This window comes from Ectothiorhodospira shaposhnikovii, from assembly GCF_022227765.1.
In the GTDB taxonomy this organism is placed as follows: domain Bacteria; phylum Pseudomonadota; class Gammaproteobacteria; order Ectothiorhodospirales; family Ectothiorhodospiraceae; genus Ectothiorhodospira.
The window spans coordinates 18,000-36,990 of record NZ_JAJMLZ010000003.1 but is presented as its reverse complement, the minus strand read 5'-3'; the positions used below and the strand labels follow the sequence as shown (position 1 = coordinate 36,990).

Annotated in this window: 17 protein-coding genes; 2 read left to right on the top strand and 15 right to left on the bottom strand. The window is 63.6% G+C overall.

Features of this window, described 5'->3' with window-relative positions; all coding sequences use genetic code 11:
* Nucleotides 1-3: 3 nt before the first annotated feature.
* The 9 genes from pufL to LQD11_RS05050 form a co-directional block, all read right to left on the bottom strand.
* Complete coding sequence (gene pufL, locus LQD11_RS05090; RefSeq protein WP_238616558.1) at nucleotides 4-828, bottom strand: photosynthetic reaction center subunit L; 825 nt, start codon at nucleotides 826-828, stop codon at nucleotides 4-6.
* Between the two features lie 149 nt (nucleotides 829-977).
* Nucleotides 978-1,163, bottom strand: coding sequence for a light-harvesting antenna LH1, alpha subunit (gene pufA, locus LQD11_RS05085; RefSeq protein WP_008932825.1), 186 nt, complete (start codon nucleotides 1,161-1,163; stop codon nucleotides 978-980).
* Nucleotides 1,164-1,254: 91 nt separating this feature from the next.
* Entirely contained in the window at nucleotides 1,255-1,413 is a 159-nt protein-coding gene (gene pufB, locus LQD11_RS05080) for a light-harvesting antenna LH1, beta subunit (protein WP_008932826.1), read from the bottom strand.
* A gap of 386 nt (nucleotides 1,414-1,799) precedes the next feature.
* On the bottom strand, nucleotides 1,800-3,251 hold the full coding sequence (gene bchZ / locus LQD11_RS05075) for a chlorophyllide a reductase subunit Z (protein ID WP_238616557.1): 1,452 nt from the start codon (nucleotides 3,249-3,251) through the stop codon (nucleotides 1,800-1,802).
* Nucleotides 3,251-4,693: a chlorophyllide a reductase subunit Y gene (bchY, locus tag LQD11_RS05070; protein ID WP_238616774.1), complete on the bottom strand. Its 1,443-nt coding sequence runs from the start codon at nucleotides 4,691-4,693 to the stop codon at nucleotides 3,251-3,253. Before bchY ends, bchZ begins: the two co-directional genes overlap by 1 nt.
* 178 nt (nucleotides 4,694-4,871) lie before the next feature.
* A complete protein-coding gene (locus LQD11_RS05065) occupies nucleotides 4,872-5,795 on the bottom strand; it encodes a chlorophyllide a reductase iron protein subunit X (protein ID WP_238616556.1) in 924 nt (307 codons plus the stop codon).
* A 101-nt stretch (nucleotides 5,796-5,896) separates the two neighbouring features.
* Complete coding sequence (gene bchC, locus LQD11_RS05060) at nucleotides 5,897-6,856, bottom strand: chlorophyll synthesis pathway protein BchC (protein ID WP_238616555.1); 960 nt, start codon at nucleotides 6,854-6,856, stop codon at nucleotides 5,897-5,899.
* A gap of 99 nt (nucleotides 6,857-6,955) precedes the next feature.
* Nucleotides 6,956-8,113 carry an acetylserotonin O-methyltransferase gene (locus tag LQD11_RS05055; RefSeq protein ID WP_238616554.1) on the bottom strand — a complete coding sequence of 386 codons (1,158 nt, stop codon included), beginning with the start codon at nucleotides 8,111-8,113 and terminating at the stop codon, nucleotides 6,956-6,958.
* 7 nt (nucleotides 8,114-8,120) lie between these two features.
* On the bottom strand, nucleotides 8,121-8,990 hold the full coding sequence (locus LQD11_RS05050) for a polyprenyl synthetase family protein (protein ID WP_238616553.1): 870 nt from the start codon (nucleotides 8,988-8,990) through the stop codon (nucleotides 8,121-8,123).
* Between the two features lie 110 nt (nucleotides 8,991-9,100).
* On the opposite strand from LQD11_RS05050, the gene crtD reads away from it, so the two are divergent.
* Together crtD and LQD11_RS05040 are read left to right on the top strand one after the other, a co-directional pair.
* On the top strand, nucleotides 9,101-10,603 hold the full coding sequence (gene crtD, locus LQD11_RS05045; RefSeq protein WP_238616552.1) for a 1-hydroxycarotenoid 3,4-desaturase CrtD: 1,503 nt from the start codon (nucleotides 9,101-9,103) through the stop codon (nucleotides 10,601-10,603).
* Nucleotides 10,600-11,514, top strand: a complete 915-nt coding sequence (locus tag LQD11_RS05040; protein WP_238616551.1) for a carotenoid 1,2-hydratase — start codon at nucleotides 10,600-10,602, stop codon at nucleotides 11,512-11,514. Before crtD ends, LQD11_RS05040 begins: the two co-directional genes overlap by 4 nt.
* 48 nt (nucleotides 11,515-11,562) lie before the next feature.
* Here the strand turns inward: LQD11_RS05040 and LQD11_RS05035 are convergent, their stop codons facing one another.
* The 6 genes from LQD11_RS05035 to LQD11_RS05010 form a co-directional block, all read right to left on the bottom strand.
* Entirely contained in the window at nucleotides 11,563-12,690 is a 1,128-nt protein-coding gene (locus LQD11_RS05035; protein WP_238616550.1) for a phytoene/squalene synthase family protein, read from the bottom strand.
* Entirely contained in the window at nucleotides 12,687-14,225 is a 1,539-nt protein-coding gene (locus tag LQD11_RS05030; protein WP_238616549.1) for a phytoene desaturase, read from the bottom strand. The genes LQD11_RS05035 and LQD11_RS05030 overlap by 4 nt, the downstream gene beginning before the upstream one ends.
* 218 nt (nucleotides 14,226-14,443) lie before the next feature.
* Nucleotides 14,444-15,322: an alpha/beta fold hydrolase BchO gene (gene bchO, locus LQD11_RS05025; RefSeq protein WP_238616548.1), complete on the bottom strand. Its 879-nt coding sequence runs from the start codon at nucleotides 15,320-15,322 to the stop codon at nucleotides 14,444-14,446.
* 9 nt (nucleotides 15,323-15,331) lie between these two features.
* Nucleotides 15,332-17,119, bottom strand: coding sequence for a magnesium chelatase subunit D (locus tag LQD11_RS05020; protein WP_238616547.1), 1,788 nt, complete (start codon nucleotides 17,117-17,119; stop codon nucleotides 15,332-15,334).
* Entirely contained in the window at nucleotides 17,116-18,141 is a 1,026-nt protein-coding gene (gene bchI, locus LQD11_RS05015) for a magnesium chelatase ATPase subunit I (RefSeq protein WP_238616546.1), read from the bottom strand. The genes LQD11_RS05020 and bchI overlap by 4 nt, the downstream gene beginning before the upstream one ends.
* 327 nt (nucleotides 18,142-18,468) lie before the next feature.
* A complete protein-coding gene (locus LQD11_RS05010) occupies nucleotides 18,469-18,939 on the bottom strand; it encodes a Dps family protein (protein WP_238616545.1) in 471 nt (156 codons plus the stop codon).
* Nucleotides 18,940-18,991: the final 52 nt, after the last annotated feature.

Here is an 18,991-nt window from a genome sequence, read left to right as displayed (position 1 = left end):
ACATTAAGCCCAGATAGGAAGGTCAAGCCACCAGTTCCACCATTCCGGCCAGCTCTGCGTCCAGAAGGGACCGCTGATGACGATACAGACGGCACTCCAGAAGGCGGCGCTAAGGGCAAGGAACAGACCCAGGCGGTGGATGCCGAGGGCACCGATGGAATAGCCGACGACGTCACGGAAGAAGGTATCTTCGTATTCAGGCGTCTTGACCGGTTCACCCTTCTTGGGGTTGGTTGCGGACAGGATGAGACCACCGTGCAATGACAGGGCCAGAGCCGTCGTGAAGAAGAAGGCGATGGCCAGCATGTGGGCCGGGTTGTAGTGGAAGTGCAGGAACTGATAACCGGTGTTGGACACCCAGTCCAGGTGACTCATGATGCCGTAGGGGAAACCATGACCCCAGGCACCCAGCAGCACCGGACGAATGACAACCAGCGTGAAATAGGCAAAGACCGCCACGGAGAAGGCGATCGGAATATGCAGACCCATACCCAGTTTGCGGGCAATTTCAGCCTGGCGCAGCGCCCAGGAAACGAATGCGCCCAAGGCACAGATCGTGATCATCTGCCAAAGCCCACCCTCGGTCAGGGGTGCAAAGCCAAGGCCGTAACTCAGGTCGGGGGGATTGATGCTGATCTGCCAGATGTTCCAGGTTGGGCCCATAGCCGCACCCCAGACGATCAGGAGTGTACCCAACAGCGCGAAAAACGCCGTTAGGACCCCAAAAAATCCGACGTAGAAAGGCCCGACCCAGAAGTCAAATAGGTCGCCTCCGATCAACGTCCCCCCGCGTACGCGGTATCTTTTCTCAAAGCTCAGCATGGACATTCCTAGAACCTCCGGTCAGTAAGGCATAGGCCGGAGATTCCGGCCCTAGCCCTATACTCTCAACACGCTTGTTAGCGAAGGGCCTTGGATGCCGGGCGGAGCCGGCATGACTGCCGACACCCGCCCAACACCTGCGGCTACAGACGCTATCAGGACAGTGCTGAACCGCCTTCCTGAGCCTGCAGAGTCGCTTCGACAGCCGACGCAGAGTGCATCCAGTTGAAGCGTTCGGTGCTCAACAGGATGAAGTGGATCAGCAGTGCAAGCACGGCCAGGAACGTGAACAGGGCAACCAGCGCTCTGCGCGGATCGAACAGCAGCCAAACACGCCACATGTTGAAATCTCCTATGTTTTTAGGGAACTACTTTTAAAACTTTGGCTCGAAAGACCTGGTACTGACCAATACACCAGAATGGTGCAAGGTCTTACCAAGCCACGCCCCAGGGACGCCACATCCAGGCCAGAACGTGAGCAACGGCAGCAACGGCCAGGAAGCCCATCATGCTGGTCATGAAGACACCGTGAAACTCCATGGCCTCGTCTTCGGTGAGCCCAGAGAGCGAACCTTTCGTTTCGTCAACCATTTAAATACCCTCCAAATGAGCCTTATTGGCAAATACCGCGTTGACTCAACGCGATCACGACCGTCATGGAAAAAATTGCCTCCACAACGAAACTCACGACCGTGTCACCTGTCATACCGTTTAAAGACCCGGTCAACGGGTGATGACTGAAGACATGAACCTGTCAGTTGCATGTCACAGCGCTTTCACGATCGACCCATAACCTCCCTGACTTCGGGAGGTCAGGACGACATCGCCTCGCGGTACTGCATGCAAAGGCGGCGACGTCCAGAAAACCGCGAATCCGTTGTCCTGCGCGACATCGAATCCTTCCGATGTGCGTTTACTGCTTCAATCCATTCTGCGCCAAGGCAGAGTTCGTTCACCCTGCCCTGGCTGTCGTCTGTTCAGGCCGCCCTGCCCGCCGCCACATCCGCGTGGGTCCTGTTGACCCTGTCCACGCTGATCCTTTCCTCGCCTTCTCGCCTTGCAGCTGCCTCGATGGCATCCCTGAGGCGCTTGGCGGCGGAGATCCGGACCAGTACCGGATATGCCTCGACCAGTCTGTCCAGCACGGCCTTGGCTTCATCATCCCAGGGCAGTTCCCGGTGCAGGCGCGACGGCGTTGCATCCACCTTGTCCAGTTCCGTACCCAGGGGCAGGATGTGGAACAGCGCATCGAACAGCGAGTTGCACACCTCCTGGACCAGATACGTCGCCCCGGCGTAGCCCATGAAGGGGGTACCGGTATGGCGCCGTATGATCGCCCCTGGGAAGGAGGCTGGTACGTACATCGCCCTCCCCCCGATCTCCGCCAGATACATGCGTTCGTTATAGCTGCCGAACAGCACCAGCGGCGTCTTTTCATGAATGGCCTTGCGCACCGACTGATTATCGGGTTTTGCCCCGGCGCTGCGCGCGAAGGCAAAATTGCAAGGCATTCCCATCTCTTCTTCCAGGAAGTGTCTGACACCCCTGGCGTAGGTTTCGGTCGCCACGATCCCGAAGGTCGCCGTGCCGAAGAAATCCTGTGTCACCGACCGCCACAGATCCCATAGTGGCTTGGCCGTCGTATGTTTTTCCTTCTCGATGAACGGCTCCGGATCCAACCCGAGCAGTTCACCCAGTTTTCTCAGGAACAAGGTGGTGCTATGTAGACCGATGGGCGCCTGCAGATAAGGCCGATCCAGGGTCTCGCACAGCAGTCTGCCGAATTCCCGGTACATGCAGATGTTGACTTCCGCATCCGCCAGTCTGGGCACCTCGGCCAGATGACTCCCCAAGGGAAACACCATATTGACCTCGGCACCAATGCCCTCCACCAAGCGGCGGATCTCCGCCAGATCGGACGGCATGTTGAAGGTACCGTACATGGGGCCGATGATATTGACCTTCGGTCTTTCTCCGGCCTTGCGTGCCTTCGGGGCAGGCACCTTCTTGCTTCCAAATTCAGTCCACAACCAGTTTAGGGCCCTATCCGCGCTCTGCCACTGATCCTCGTCAATAGTCCGCGGAAGAAACCGCTGAATATTTGTGCCTTCCGGGGTCACGCCACCACCGATCATCTCGGCAATGGAGCCGGTCACCACCACCGTGGGCAGATCCGGGTCCAGGGTCTGATGGGCACGCTTCATGGCGGCCTCGGTTCCCGTTTGCCCCAGCTCTTCCTCACCCAGCCCGGTCACCACCACCGGCAACTCATGGGGCGGTAGGGCATCGGTGTAGTGAAGCACCGAAGTCACCGGCAGGTTTTCACAGCCCACGGGGCCGTCGATGATGACCTGCAGCCCCTTGACGGCGGTAAAGGCGTAGACCGACCCCCAGTAACCACCCGCGCGATCCAGATCCAGGACGAACATCAGCGCACCTCCCCCGGACCGCTCTGCCCGGCGACACGCTGCCGCTGACGTTTCATGCGCTCACGAAATTCAGGATAATCCCGTGGAACCTCTTCCCAGACACCCGTGGCATGGCCTTCACCCACACCCTCGAAGAAGGCCTTCATGCGATCAAATCGAGCCTGATTGGAGAGGGCGGCATTGACCACCTGCGCCAGGGAACCCGCACCCGCGGGCCCCATCAGGGGACGGGCGGAAATGAGGTTGGTGAAGTACAAGGCAGGAATACCCTTCTCTTTCGCCTTTTGCACCACCGGCGTCGTACCGATGGCCAGGTTGGGACCAAATTCTTCGATGGCAGCCAGATCCTGTTCCAGTGAGGCACGGAACTGTACCCGGACACCCTTGCTCTCCAGCCATTCGCGGTCTGCATCGGACCAGCGGGTCCTGGGGCAGGCGGTGCCGACATAAGGGACATCCGCGCCGCTTTCAATCAGCAGTCGCGCCACCAACAACTCGGAGCCTTCATAACCCGACAGGGTGATGCGACCCTTGATCGGGGCACCGGACAGCGCACCCTTGATGGCAGGCAGGAAGCGGTTCTTGGCAGTGTCAACGGCACTCCTGGCCACGCCGCAAGCTTCGCCGATGGCCTCCAGCCAGGCGGCCGTGCCGTCATAGCCCACGGGGGCCGAGCCAACCACTTCACGACCGGCTTCATTCAGCTCGCGCACGCAAGAGGTATAGAAGGGGTGAATGGCGGCACCCACGGCACAGTCCAGCGCGGCATACAGTTCACGCCACTCCCGAGTGGGCACCACGGGACCCGCGGCAAGACCCAGGGGTTCCAGCATGGCGCCGATGCCCACCGGATCGGCCGGGAACATCTCGCCCATCAGGGTGACCGTCGGCTTGTCCTTGCGCCCATCCCGAGGTGCCTGCACCGGACCCTGCTCGGCTTCGCCACGGGCATAGCGCAGCATGGCGCCGGCCAGGACATCCTTGGCCTCGGCATGAGTGGGGACACCGAAACCCGGGACATCAATCCCGATGATGCGCACCCCATTGATTTCCTTGGGCAGCAGCCGCAGCGGCACCCCGGAGGCGGTGGGCACACAAAGATTGATGATGACCACCGCATCATTGACCGCCGGATCGGCCACTTGATACACGGATTCCCGGATATCCTCGAACAGCTTGCCGGTCACCAGGGTTTCGGAGTCGAAGGGAACATACCCGATAGTGCGCCGCGCGCCATAGAAATGAGAGGTGAAGCTCAGGCCATAGACACAGCAGGCGGAGCCGGACAGGATGGTCGCGGTGCGGCGCATGCGCAAACCCACGCGCAGCGAACCGAAGGCCGGGCACATGCTCTGCGGCTGGTCATGGGGACCCGCCGGATAATCCCTGGCGTATTGGTCCAGGGTCTCGCTCTGACCGGCGGCACGCGCTGCCGCCGCCATGGTTTCCCGGCCGCCATGGCAGCCGGAACCGGCGGCGGCAGCCGTCGTTTCGACGGTCACTGGAATCTTGTTGATTTTCACGGAAGGCGTCGCATCTTGAGATTGATCCGGAGACCCGGCACCACCACCGGCACGACCGACATCGGGGTGACTGGCCTCCATGAGGTGGCGATGTCGGTCAGACATCGTCATAGACCACCTCAAGGGACGGCTTCTTGACCATGGCATGACCATGGACATCTTCCCAGGTCGCCGGCTCAAGCACCACATCCCGTCCCACTTCATCGCTGGAGAACAAGCCCAGCAGTTCATCCTGGGTCAGCGGCTTGGGACGCTGTGGCGGCGCCTCGGCCACCTGGGTCGCCAGGGCCTCGAACAGCGGCCCCCACTCGCCGTCCGGATGGGCGACGATCTGGTAATTGGCACTCTTTCTGCGGATGTCTTCGTTGGCGGGGATGGAAGCCAGGATGGGAATGCCGGCCGCCTGGGCAAAGGCCTGGGCCTCGCCGGTACCGTCATCCTTGTTGATGACGATGCCCGCCACGCCCACGTTGCCACCCAGGCGACGGAAATATTCCACCGCGGAGCAGACGTTGTTCACCACATAGAGGGATTGCAGGTCATTGGAACCCACGACGATGACCTTCTGGCACATGTCGCGGGCGATGGGCAGACCAAACCCGCCGCACACCACGTCACCCAGGAAGTCCAGCAGCACATAGTCGAATCCCCAGTCATGGAAACCCAGTTTTTCCAGGATTTCGAAACCGTGGATGATGCCGCGACCACCACAGCCGCGCCCCACTTCCGGACCACCCAACTCCATGGCGAACACCCCGCCACGCTTGAAGCAGACATCACCGATCTCCACCTCTTCACCCGCCAGTTTCTTGCGGGCAGCCGTCTCGATGATGGTGGGACAGGCCTTGCCGCCGAACAGCAAAGACGTGGTATCGCTCTTGGGATCGCAGCCGATAAGCAGGACGCGCTTGCCCTGCTGGGCCATCATGTAGGACAGGTTCGACAGGGTAAAGCTCTTGCCAATACCACCCTTGCCATAGATTGCGATGATCTGGGTTTCTTTGGCTGTACTACTTTGCACGCGCTCATCCCCTTCAGGAAGGATCGTTTCCGCCGCTGGCCGGGAACTTATCTGTTCCCTGAGCGCATCAACGGAGACGGAAGTCGTATGACCACCGCCGCTCACCGGCTGGATCTCCAGTCCAGCACCATCTTCAGGCACTCGGGATCACCGAATGCCGTCCGATAGGCCTCATCGGCCTCGGCTACGGGGCGGCGGTGTGTGATGAGGCCGCCCAGAGACAGTCGGCCTGATTCGATGAGCGCCTTCACCGCCGCCAGATCGGGCGCGCGCCATTCGGCAGCACAGCGGATCCGGGCTTCGCGCATGAACGCGGGCGGGAAGGCAAACGAAAGCGGTTGGCTGTAAAAACCGGCGAGCACCACCTCGCCGCCCCGAGCCAGGCGGGCAATCAGGGTATCCAGCAGGGCGCTGTCGCCGCTGACGTCGATGATGGTGTGATAGTCACGCCGCTCATCCCGCTCAGGGTGAACGACGGTATAACCCTCGGCGCCAGCGGCACGGGATTCATTCAGTTCCCAGACCACGGGGGAGGCGCCCGCCGCCACGGCGACACGGGCCAGAAGTCGACCAAGAACACCATGACCGACGATGAGATCAGGTAACTGGGAAGGCGTCAGGGCATCCACGGCCTGCCCCTGGAAGATGGCGTGATAGGCGGTGGCGGCCAGCGCCAACAGCACCCCCTCTTCACCCAGGCGATCGGGAATGGGAACCACCTTGCCGCCGGGTACCACCACGCGGGACGAGGCACCGCCGAACAGCCCCTTCACCTCACCATAACAGGAAGCCCCGGGAACAAAGACCCACTCACCTTCCCGACGCCCGGACTCGGGACCCGCCTGAATGATCCGGCCCACGGATTCGTAGCCGGGCACCAAGGGATAACCCATACCGGGAAAACTGGGCATCTTGCCTGTCCAGAGCAACCTTTCGGTGCCGGTGCTGATCCCGCTCCAGTCGATCGCCACAACCACATCCCCCGCACCGGGAGCAGTCAGCTCCAGCTCGCGAATTTCAAGAGATTCAGGTTGTTGGATGACGACGGCTGTCGCTTTCATAAGGATCTTGGCCTGGGGCCTGATTTGGCCCTACGAGATATGCGTGTAAGTCTAGCGTGACCCCGGATGTTGTCAACCCAAACTAACACTCACCCCAGGTCAGGGTTGAGCCAACATGACACGTGTCAATAAAGGTGTTCTGGTGGGAATCAGGCGAATACGGGTAAAGCCTGATTTTAAAAGCATTTCTTCCAGCTCGGAGGGGGTTCTGGGACGCCCTCGCCCCATTGCGAAAAGATACATGCCGAAATAGGCGTCGCCTATGGGCTCCGCGCCCGAGGTGCCGGACATGGGCTCCGCCAGCAGCAATGCGCCATGATCCGGCAACGCCTCCCGGATGGAACGGAACAGCCCGAGGATGTGATCGTCGTTGTGGTCGTGGACCACGCGCACCAGGGATATCAGATCCGCCCCCCTGGGGAGCGGATCCGAAAAGAAATCACCACCGATGGCCGTGGCCCGGTGCGCCAGACCCAATTCGGCAAAACGGGCTCGGGCCTTCTCGGCCACTGCCGGCAGGTCGAACAGCGCCAGCTCCAGATCCGGCACCCTGGCGGCCACCGCGGAGAGAAAGGTGGCGTTCCCGCCACCAAGATCCATCAATCGGGTATAGCCCCTGGGCGTGAAGGCATCGAGAATCTCCTCGGCCACCAGCTGCTGGGAGACGGACATCAGTCGCGTGTACTCGTCAACCCGCCCTCCGTCCAGGCCACTGGGCGGCTCCTGCCCGGCATAGGCCCAGAATCGACCGAGCCGGGTCTGACCGTTCTTGCCGGCTCTCAGGAGAGCTACCGGATCCTGCAGGTCGGCATAGAGCATGACGTGATGTTCCACCATGGCCGCCACGCCGGGGTTGGCGATCATGGCGGCCCCCTGGCGTCCCAAGCCCCAGCGACCCCGCCCATGGTATTCCATCAGATCCAGTGAAGCCGCCGCCTTTGCCAGCAGCAGGCAGGACTCCTCCGGCAAATCGACCTTGGCGGCCAGCTCTTCAATGGTCAGCGGCCCCGACTCATGCAACAGTTCGGGAATGCGCAGATGAACACAGGCGTACAGGACCTGAGAATAGACAAAGCCCGCCACGATATCGAACATCCGGCGGGCATGGTGATGGGCAACAGGACGGGTCAGCGGGAATGCGGCCGCCCAGCGCTGAAACCGGGGACTGGACAGCACACGGTTGCGCAGGGCCAGAAAACGGCCCCGCCAGAGAGCGTCCCGGGAAAAGGACTTCAGCCTCCCTGGCCGGTGCGCCATGATCGGATCAGGCGGCCTGCTGGGCCAGTTCCTTGGGCAGGAACTTGGCGGCCTTCTTCATCAGCAGCACACGCAGTTCCGCCTCCCCCGCGCAGGCGGGAATGGAGGCCATGGCCTCGTCAAGCAACTGCTTGAGGTACTTGGTGGCGCCCTTGATACCGTGGGTAGCCACGGCGTTGGGACGACCCAGGGCCTCGTCCTGGCCCACCGGCTTGCCCAGTTCTTCCGGATTGGATGCCACGTCGCGCAGATCATCCGCCACCTGGAAGGCCTCGCCCAGCTTCTCGCCCAGGGCCCGCCAGCCGGCGGGCTCATGACCGGCGGCCACGGCACCAGCCATGGTGGCGGCGGCGAACAGGGCGCCGGTCTTGGCCCGCTGGTACTGGGCCAGATCCACATTCGGTTCACATTCCCAGGCCTGGCCAGGGATGATGCCGGAGGGCACGCTGACGCCCTGCCCCACGGTCAGCAGCAAGGGAGCCAGGCGCTCGGGGCGGTGGGTGGCGCTGTGTACCAGCGTCTCCATGGCCATGATGATCAGCGCATCCCCCGCCAGCACCGCCAGACGCTCGCCATAAGCCGCGTGGACCGAGGGCTTGCCGCGACGCATGTCGGCATTGTCGAAACAGGGCAGATCGTCGTGCACCAGGGAGGCACAGTGCATGAGTTCGATGGAAGCAGCCGCCGCGTCGGCAAGCTCCGGCGCATCATCACCGCAGGCTTGGGCCACGGCGATGCACAACTGGGGACGGATCCGGGCACCGCCGGGGAAGACCGAATACCTCAACGCCTCGGCGAGCAGCGGCGGACAGGCCGGGGTCTCCCCACGGGCCAACGCCTGGTTCAAAGCCTGCTCAATTCGCGTCATGGCATCCATGGTTTGCCTCCGCCCCGTAGTGTAAGGTTAGGTTGTCACTTATGCTTGGTGCTCAGCATAGACACAACCCCCGGCCGAGTCAAAGGCCTTTGCAGGAGGCAACAACTCAGGTGCGCAATCCCAAGGCAATCATCGTTGGCGCCGGCATCGCCGGACTGGCCGCGGCACTGGAACTCAATCGGCAGGGCATCGAGGTTCTGGTCCTGGAAAAAGCCGCCACCCCCGGGGGCAAGATACGCGAAGTCGTGGTGGACGGCGCCCCCATCGACTCCGGACCCACCGTCTTTACCATGCGCTGGGTGTTTGATGAACTGTTCGAATCAGCAGGCACCCGTCTGGACGAACACATTCGTCTCAGACCCCTTGAAATCCTGGCCCGCCATGCCTGGAGCGAGACCGAGCGCCTGGATCTGTTTGCCGACCCGGAACGCTCCGCCGCGGCCATCGGCACTTTTTCCGGCCCCGGAGAAGCCCGGCGATTCAAGGAGTTCTGCCAGCGTGCCAAGCGAACCTACCGAACCCTTGAAAATACCTTCATCCGGGATTCCCGCCCCACGCCCGCAGGCCTGGTGAGTCGCTCCGGCCTCAGAGGCATCGGCGACCTGATCCGGATATCCCCCTATGACACCCTCTGGCGCGCTCTGGGCAAGCATTTTCACGACCCCAGGCTACGCCAGCTATTTGGTCGTTACTCCACCTACTGCGGCTCCTCTCCCTATCAGGCGCCCGCCACCCTGATGCTCATCGCCCACGTGGAGCAGGAGGGGGTCTGGACCGTGGAAGGCGGCATGTCCCGCCTGCCCGACGCACTTTGCAAACTGGCCGCCGCCCAGGGCGTACAGTTCCTTTTCAATGCCCGGGTCAGTCGCATCAACATCCGGGCGGGACGGGTCCGCGGGGTCACCCTGGGCGAGAACGAATCCCTGGATGCGGATCTGGTGATCTTCAATGGGGATGTGGGCGCCCTGGCACGGGGTCGCCTGGGCCTCGACGTGGCCGGCGCCACGCAGGGGCCGGAGCCCGGACAACGCTCCCTGTCAGCCCTGACCTGGAGCCTGAAGGCCGCCCCTCGGGGGTTCCCCCTGATCCGGCACAATGTGTTCTTCTCCAGGGATTACCAGGCAGAGTTCCGGGATATCTTTGAACATCATCGCCTGCCCGGAGAGCCCACGGTCTATATCTGCGCCCAGGATCGCACGGATGATGATTGTCACGGACAATCCGGCGCGGAGCGGTTACTCTGCCTGGTCAACGCTCCGCCAATCGGCGATCAACATCACTACAAACCCACGGAGATTGCCCAATGCGAGGAGAGCACCTTCAGGCTCCTGGCGCGCTGTGGTCTGCAGATCGACCTGAAAGAATCGCCACACGCGATCACCACGCCGACGGACTTCGAGCACCTGTTCCCGGCGACGGGGGGCGCACTCTACGGCCGGGCGACCCATGGATGGCGAGCGTCGTTCGACCGGCCGGAGAGCCGCAGCCGGATACCGGGGCTGTACCTGGCGGGGGGCAGCGTGCATCCAGGAGCGGGCGTGCCCATGGCGACCCTGTCGGGACGACTGGCGGCACGGACCGTGATACAGGACCTGACTTCTCGGAGGCAGTGACCCCGGGCGGCTATCTGTGGTGGTATCTGGATGCCTGGAGTGATGACGGTCGCCACGGCATCACCCTGATCGCCTTCGTCGGCAGCGTCTTTTCACCCTATTATGCCCTCGCCCGTCGGCGCGGCACGGCAGACCCCAGTCACCATGTCTCGATCAACGTCGCCCTCTACGGCAATGCACCCCGGCGCTGGGCCATGACCGAGCGCGGCCGTGGCGACCTGCAAAGGGATCGGGACAACCTGGTGATCGGACCCAGTGCCCTGGAATGGGGGCCGGACGGCCTGACGGTGCATCTGAACGAAGTCACCGCCCCCCTCCCCTCCCGCATCCGCGGCACCATCAGGCTTCGTCCCGAGGCGCTGGCGGCCAGAAGCTATACCCTGGACCAGCAGGAGCGCCATCACTGGCGCCCCATCGCCCCCTGCGCACGCGTGGAAGTGGATCTGCAACAACCGGGGCTACGCTGGCAGGGCCACGGTTACATGGACAGCAACATCGGGACCGAACCCCTGGAACACGGTTTTCGGTACTGGGACTGGTCGCGGGCCGTCATGCCCAACGGGGACACCGTGGTGCTCTACGAGGCGACCCAGAAGGATGACCAGGAGCGAATGCTGACCCTGCGCTTCGATCCCCGGGGCGGGGTACGAGATGTCGAACCCCCACGGCGCCAGGGGCTGCCGACCTCCGCATGGTGGCGGATCGACCGGGCCACCCGGGCGGATGACGGCCGGGCCGCGGTCCGACAGACCTTGACGGATACCCCCTTCTACGTGCGCTCATTGCTGGATACCCGCATTGAAGGGGAGCCGGGGCTGGCATTTCATGAGAGCCTGTCTCTGGAGCGTTTCGAGACCACCGTGGTACAGCTCATGCTGCCGTTCCGGATGCCGCGCAGGGCCAGAGGCTGAAAACGAATCGGGCCGGGTACGGAACCCGGCCCGAGGGCGGCACAAGACTCAGCCGGCCACCGGCGTCCCGCCGCCCGGTCCCGTGCGGGAGACACGGGTAGTACGCGAACGGCGATCCTGCTGCTCAAGCCGCTGAAACAAGTTGTGCAGCCACATGATACGGTCTTCGACCCGCCCCATACCCACGCCCTGGGGACGGATCTCCTGGGTGAGCACTTCCTGCTCCCGCACCGCATCCACCAGAAAACGATTGGCCTCCAGCGGATCTTCCGACAGGATCTCTTTGATCACGCGAAGATCATCCCTGCCCCAGCGTCGAGACATGGAGTACAAGGCCAGCACCTTGCGGACAGGAGATGTCACCGCGCGCCGGGAGATGGAATCACAGCCGTTACGCTCCACTTCCCGACCGATTTCGGAATAGAGGGCGGCGGCGGCCTGCATGCCCTTGCGACAGGATGGCGGCAGGGCATGAATCCCCACGGCACCCCGCTCGTAGAGCACATCCGCGGCCTTGAGCAATCGCTGCACGATCTCTCCCATCTCCGGGGTGAAGCGGGGATTGGCCAGAAATTCGTCCGGGTCGATCCCCTTCTCCCGCAACCAGTCCAGCGGCAGGTAGATACGGCCGTTACGGGCATCCTCGCCCACGTCGCGGGCAATGTTGGTGAGTTGCATGGCCACCCCCAGATCACAGGCCCGGGCCAGGGCGTCGGGCGAGCGCACCCCCATCACCAGGGTCATCATGGCGCCGACGGTGCCGGCCACCCGGGAGCCGTAGGCCTCCAGGGAGGCAAGATCGGGATAGCGGTGTCCCTGGGTATCCCACTCAAACCCTTCCAGCAGGGCCTGGGGCAACGCCTTGGGAATGGAATAGCGCCTCACCACCTCGGTGAAGGCACGATCCGCCGGAATGTCCATGGGCTTGCCGTCGTAGATGGCATCCAGACGTGCCTGCATGCGCTCCAGGCCGTCGCCCCGCTCGTCCAGGTCGATGGCGTCATCCGCCAGGCGACAGAAGGCATACATGGCGGTGGCCGGCCGACGGATATGCTGGGGCAGGAACATGGAAGCGGCATAGAACGACCGGGAGCCGTCACACAGCAATGACCGGCAGGCCGCCGCGTCGGCGGCGCGCCGGGACATGCGCTTTTCGGAGGATCTGAGCTTGATCATGAGGCACCTTTGATAGTCGCTGCATCCGGAACCACCCGGTCCAGCACCTTGGCCGAGGAGATCACACCCGGCAGTCCGGCCCCGGGATGGGTGCCGGCACCGACCAGGTAGAGCCGGTCCACATCCTCACTCTGATTGTGAGGACGGAACCAGGCACTCTGGGTCAGGATGGGCTCCAGTCCGAAGGCGGCCCCCCTGAAGGAAGACAGGGTGTTCTGGAAATAAGGCGGAGTGATCATGTGAGAAGCCACCACCTGGTTTTCCAGATCCGGCAGCACGTGTTCCGAGAGGTATTGTTCGATCTTGCGGCGATAGGGTTCGGCCTGCTGCTGCCAATCCACACCGCTTTCCATGTGGGGAACGGGCGACAGCACATAGAAGGTGTCGCAACCCTCCGGGGCCAGGGAAGGATCGGTCTTGGTGGGACGATGGAGATACAGGCTGAAATCTTCCGCCAGGACCTTGCGGTCGAAGATGTCATCCAACAACTCCCGATAGCGCGGTCCCAGAATGATGGAATGGTGCGGGACATCCTCATAGCGCTTTTTGGTACCGAAGTACCAGACCATCAGACTCATGGAATAACGGGAACGCTCGATACGCCGATTGGTCCACTTGCGACGGGCGCTTTCCGGCACCAGATAACGGTAGGTGGCGGCGGAATCGGCGTTGGACACCACCACATCGGCGGCGATGGTCTCGCCGGAGGCCAGCTGTACACCCGTGGCGCGACCGTTCTCCACCAGGATCTGCCGCACTTCCTGATTGCAGCGCACCACATTGCCCTGCCCTTCGATCAGGCCCACCAGCCCCTTGACGATATGGCCGGTTCCACCCATGGCGGAATGGACGCCGAAACGCCGTTCCAGATAGGAAATCAAGGTGTAGGCCGATGTGGTCCTGAAGGGGTTGCCGCCCACCAGCAGGGGATGGAAGCTCAGCACCTGCTGCAGACGGGGATTCTTGATGTGCTTGGCCACCAATCCGCAGACACTGCGGTCGGCCCGCAACCTGAGCAGCTCCGGCACCACCTTGGCCATGTCGGTCCAGGAATTGAAGGGCACATGGGCCAGTTTCTCGAAGCCGACCCGGTAGTTGGCCTCGCTGTCGCGCATGTAGGCATCGTAGCCGTTCAGATCGTCGGGAGAGAAACGGGCCACCTCGGCGCGCACGGCCTCCACGTCGGCCCAGTAATTGAAGACTTCGCCGTCGTGGAAGCGGATCTGATAGAACGGATCCATGGGGCGCAGGTCCACGTCGTCTTCCATGCGCCGCCCACAAAGCTGCCAGAGTTCTTCAAGCACGAAGGGGGCCGTCACGATGGTGGGGCCGGCGTCGAAGGTGAAGCCGTCCTTGCGGAAGACATAGGCGCGCCCGCCCGGCGCATCCAGCTTTTCCAATACGGTCACTCGGTAGCCTCGGGCGCCCAGGCGGATGGCGGCGGCCAGGCCGCCGAAACCGCTGCCGATGACCACGGCATGAGGGGCATCCGGGTTGGCGTGAGAGGAGGCTGTTGCGGAATGAGGTTCTACCACCGTGGACACAGAGCAACCCTATCAACTGTAAGTATTGCTTGACAGTCTAGCAGGGAGATACGGGGCATACCATATGAGAGAAGCGCGTTTGAACCGGCTAAATGCGCATTACATGAGGCACGTCATTCCCTTCAGAATGCCCTGAAAAAGTCATTCCCGCGTAACCGGGAATGACGGTGGACGTAGAAGTGACGGCAGAGGACTTGTTCAATGTTCATTCATGAACATGGCGGAAACTGTTCCAGCAACAGGGGTTCCACCAGGTCGGGGCGCTCCTCATGGGCCAGATGCCCCAGGCCGGGCAACGTCACCAGGCGTGACTGAGGCAGCAGCGCCTGCACCCGTCGCGACTCCGAGGGCGGCACGGTACGGTCATTGCCGCCAACCACCTGCATCAACGGCACCGACAGACGGGACAGGTCCCGGGCCAGGGGATGCAGGTCCCAGTTCACCATCATGTTGAGGGTCCCACCGACATGCCCGGGACTGCGCACCAGACGCCCGTACAACTCCAGGCCTCGGGCATCCACCCGCGAACCGGTTCCCCGCAGCAATCCTTCCAGGGCACGACGGTCCGTGGCCCGCCAGGCCACGTAATGGGGGATGAAGGGAATCATGGAGAGGACACGCGCCGAGGCGCTGAAGAACAGGCTCACCGTACCCGGCAAGGGGAGCATGACCCCGTTGATGCTCACCAGGGCCCGCGGCGCAATGTGTCCGTCAAGACACATGCGGGCCAGCACCGCGGCCCCGGCGGAATGCCCGGCCACCAGGACCGGAGACAGGTACATCTGCTTGAGCAGCGCCGCCAGGGACGCCGCCATGCCCGGCAGGGCAAACCCGGCAAAGCGCGCCGGTGGAGAGGAAAACCCATGCCCCGGCAGATCCGGTGCGATCACCGTGAAGTGACGGGCCAGCAGGGGCATGAGATCACGCCAGCTATGAGAGGCGGCACCGGTGCCGTGAACCAGCAGGATCGGTGGCCCCTCCCCCAGACACTGCACATGCCAGCGCAGACCACCGGCCTCGACAAACCGGCTGGCGTCACGGTGCGGCCAATCATGACCATCCCGCGTCCAGTCCAGCCGGCCTGTCATGACGGCCCCTTAACTGCTGGCCGCCTGCACCGCCGAGGACAGCGTGGCCGCATCGGCGTAGGGCAAGGGCAGATAGCGGGCGTTCATGGCCTGGGACAGTTCCTGGGCGGAACGCTGGGGTCGGGGAGAAGTATCCACCAGGATGGTGGTGAAGTTCTCCTGCGCCAGCACCCGCGCCGCGGCCACGGCATCCTCCATGGCCTTGGGTCGACCGGGCTTGCCTTCCCGGTCGATATTGGCCCGACCATCGGTCAGGAACACCGCCACCGGCGTCTCGCCCCGACGCTTCACCGCCTCGGCCAGTTCACGCACGGCATCGATGGCAGCAGCCAGAGGCGTACCGCCGCCGCCCGGCAAACCGGCCAGGCTGCGCTTGGCCCGCACCAGGGAACGAGTGGGCGGGAGCAGCAACTCGGCCCCCTGCCCCCGGAAAGCAATCAACCCGACCCGGTCACGACGCACATAGCAGTCCGCCAGCAACAACTCCACCGCCCCCTTGGCCTCGGCCAGACGATGCAGGGCCGCGGAACCGGAGGCATCCACCGCAAAGATGGTGGTGGTCTCGGTGCGCTGCTTGAAGCGGGTGATGCGAAAATCATCCCGCCGCACATGCACTCGCGGTCCCTTGACGGCGCCACTGGCCAGGGCCTGTGCCCGCCGCAGGGGCTGCCAGGGCGCCGCCGCCCGCAACGTCTCGATGACGTTGAGCCGGGCGCCGGCACGGATCTCCCCCCGACGGGTGCCGATGGGGCGTCCGCGGGACTTGCCCTGCTGCAGTGCTCCCGCCTTGCCGGCGGAGCCGGAGCGACTGCGCATGGCGCCCAGCTGCAACTGGGCCAGCAACCCGGCCGGCAGGGCGGCCTTGGCGGCCTCCAGCACCCGGTCTTCCAGGGGCTTGTCCAGATCCTGCTGGGTCTGCTGATCCTCGCCTTCCGGCGGCGGCTCGTCCGGTGGCTGCTGCTCCGGCGGCGGTGCCTCCTCCTGCTGATCCTCCGGCGGCTCCATGGGCGGCAACCGGGTGGCACGAGGGGCCAGCACCAGCCGCCCGGCCAGGGTCGCGTCATCGTCGGAAACCTGGGTACGACCATCCAGGGCGGCGGCCGCGCGGGCCACCCTCAGGGCCAGGAACGGGATGCGCAGGGACGCGATACCCAATGCCATGGCGGCCCCGCACAGGGCCTCCAGCACGGAATCCCCCGCTTCCACCTGGGGCAACAGGTTGCGAGCGGCAACGATGTCGTCCACGGTCCAGAAGGGCTCTTCCACATCCCGGATACCCACGGGCACGATGTCCACCTGGAAGGCCAGCCGGTCGGTGAGCACCACCGGCACCACCTCGTCATCGGTGACACCTTCGTCCAGGGCCACCACCCCGAACCGGGTGGGCACCCTTAGACCCAGGCCGTCCCGTTCCAACAGGACCTCATGGGAATCCATCACCGCGGCAATGCGACCGGCGGTGGCCACGGTCAGGCGCTCGGCCATGGCCGCCACCGCGACGCCGCCATCACACTCCGCCAGCAATCCCCGCTCGGCAATGGGCTTACCGGCCTTGAGGGTCGCGGCCAGATCCAGGCCACCGAGCAGGCGGCCGTCGGCAATGTGCAATGGCAGACGACGCATGGGAGAGGTCGACGGCAGCAGCTGACGCAACTGTTCCAGCCAGCGTTCACGGACCGGGCCGGCGTGGGCACGCAGCACCAGACCACCGCAACCGGCCGGATCGACGGCAAACAGGCCGGCCGCAATGCCGGCCGCCGCCCACGGTGTCAGTTCGGGTGCGCGCGGATCGGTCATGCGTCGAACATTTCCGCGATGGCCCGCTCCACACGCACCGTGGAGCCCGCGTCGTCCAGCGGGTTGCGGCGCAGACGATGGCGCAGGGCCGGCGGGGCGATGCGGCGCAGGTGTTCGTCGGTCACTTCCTTGTCGCCCTGGAAGGCGGCCAGGGCGCGGGCGGCGCGGATCAGGGTCAGTTCGCCGCGCAGGCCATCGGTGCCCAGCTTCAGACACAGCTGCGCTGCCCGCTCCAGAGCCACGTCGGGGACCACCACTTCGGGCAGCAGGGCGCGGCCGTCGACGAGCTGCTTGCGCAACTTGGCATCCTGACGCTTCCACTTCTGGGTGAAGCCTTCCGGATCCTTTTCGAAGGCATCGCGGCGACGCACCACCTCGATGCGGGTGGGCAGATCGGTGGGGGTAGTGATCTCGACGGACAGGCCGAAGCGATCCAGCAGCTGGGGACGCAGTTCCCCCTCTTCCGGGTTACCGCTGCCGATGAGCACGAACTTGGCGGGGTGGCGGATACTCAGGCCTTCACGCTCCACCACGTTCTCGCCGGACGCAGCCACGTCCAGCAACAGATCCACCAGGTGGTCTTCCAGCAGGTTGACCTCGTCGATGTACAAAAAGCCGCGATGGGCGCGGGCCAGCAGGCCCGGTTCGAAGGCTTTTTCGCCCTGGGTGAGGGCCCGCTCCAGATCCAGGGCACCCACCACCCGATCTTCGGTCACGCCCAGGGGCATGTCCACCACGGGCACCGGCACCTTGCGGGTCTTGGGCTTGTCCTTGGCATCGGGACCTTCACAGACGCCGCACAGGCCGGCACGCTTTTCCGGCGCGCAACCGTAGGGGCAGTTGACGACCGCCTCCATGGGAGGCAGCAACGCAGCCAGTGCACGTACCGTGGTGGATTTACCCGTGCCCCGATCTCCGAATACCAGCACACCGCCGATACTGGAGTCGATGGCAGAGATGAGGAGGGCGAGTTTCATCTCGTCCTGCGCGACAATCGCCGAAAACGGAAACGTCAAAGCCATAGTCTGTCTGTTCTGCCTTAAGGTAGCGGCCGGGCTGCCACGGCAAGCGGCGCCCATGCCGGGATGAGGCTCCGCCCTGGCCCGGTCATGCACCGGGTCAACGCCGAGCGTTGAGAGATACCCCATGTCGACCCCGGCAAAGCCGGAATCCCAGGGAACCCGTTCCCAGATCAAGGGCGTAATGTTCCCCTAATTGGCACAAAAAGACAAAGGGCGATTGTCATGGAAATGACGTGGCAGGGGTGATGCGGAACTTTGCGGGGACATTTCATGCCGACCGCACAAACATCGTGTCCCCCGGCAAGCCGGGGGACACGGACATGGGACTTACTTGTTCAGTGCGCGCAGCATCCAGGCGGTCTTTTCATGGATGCGCATGCGATCGGAGGCCAGGGCGGAGGTGGATTCATCACCGGCTTCCTGGGACAGCTTGAGGACGTCGCGGCAGGTCTTCACCACCTGCTCATGACCCACGGTCAGCAGGTCCACCATTTCCTTGGCGGGCGGCACGCCCTCCACTTCCTGGATGCTGCTCAGGCGGGCGAATTCCTTGTAGGTCCCCGGGGCGGGCACATCCAGGGCACGGATGCGCTCGGCGATGTCGTCCACGGCGGTGGCCAGTTCGGTGTAATGCTCCTCGAACATCAGGTGCAGGTCACGGAACTGGGGACCCACCACGTTCCAGTGGAAATTGTGGGTCTGCAGATAGAGGGTGTAGGAGTCGGCCAGCAGGCGCTTGAGGCCTTCGGCGATCTCGACTCTGTCCTGCTCCTTGATACCGATATCGATCTGGGTCACAGCATGTACTCCTAAGTGGGTGTTGGTGTTATCTGATCAGCCTGAAATGAAG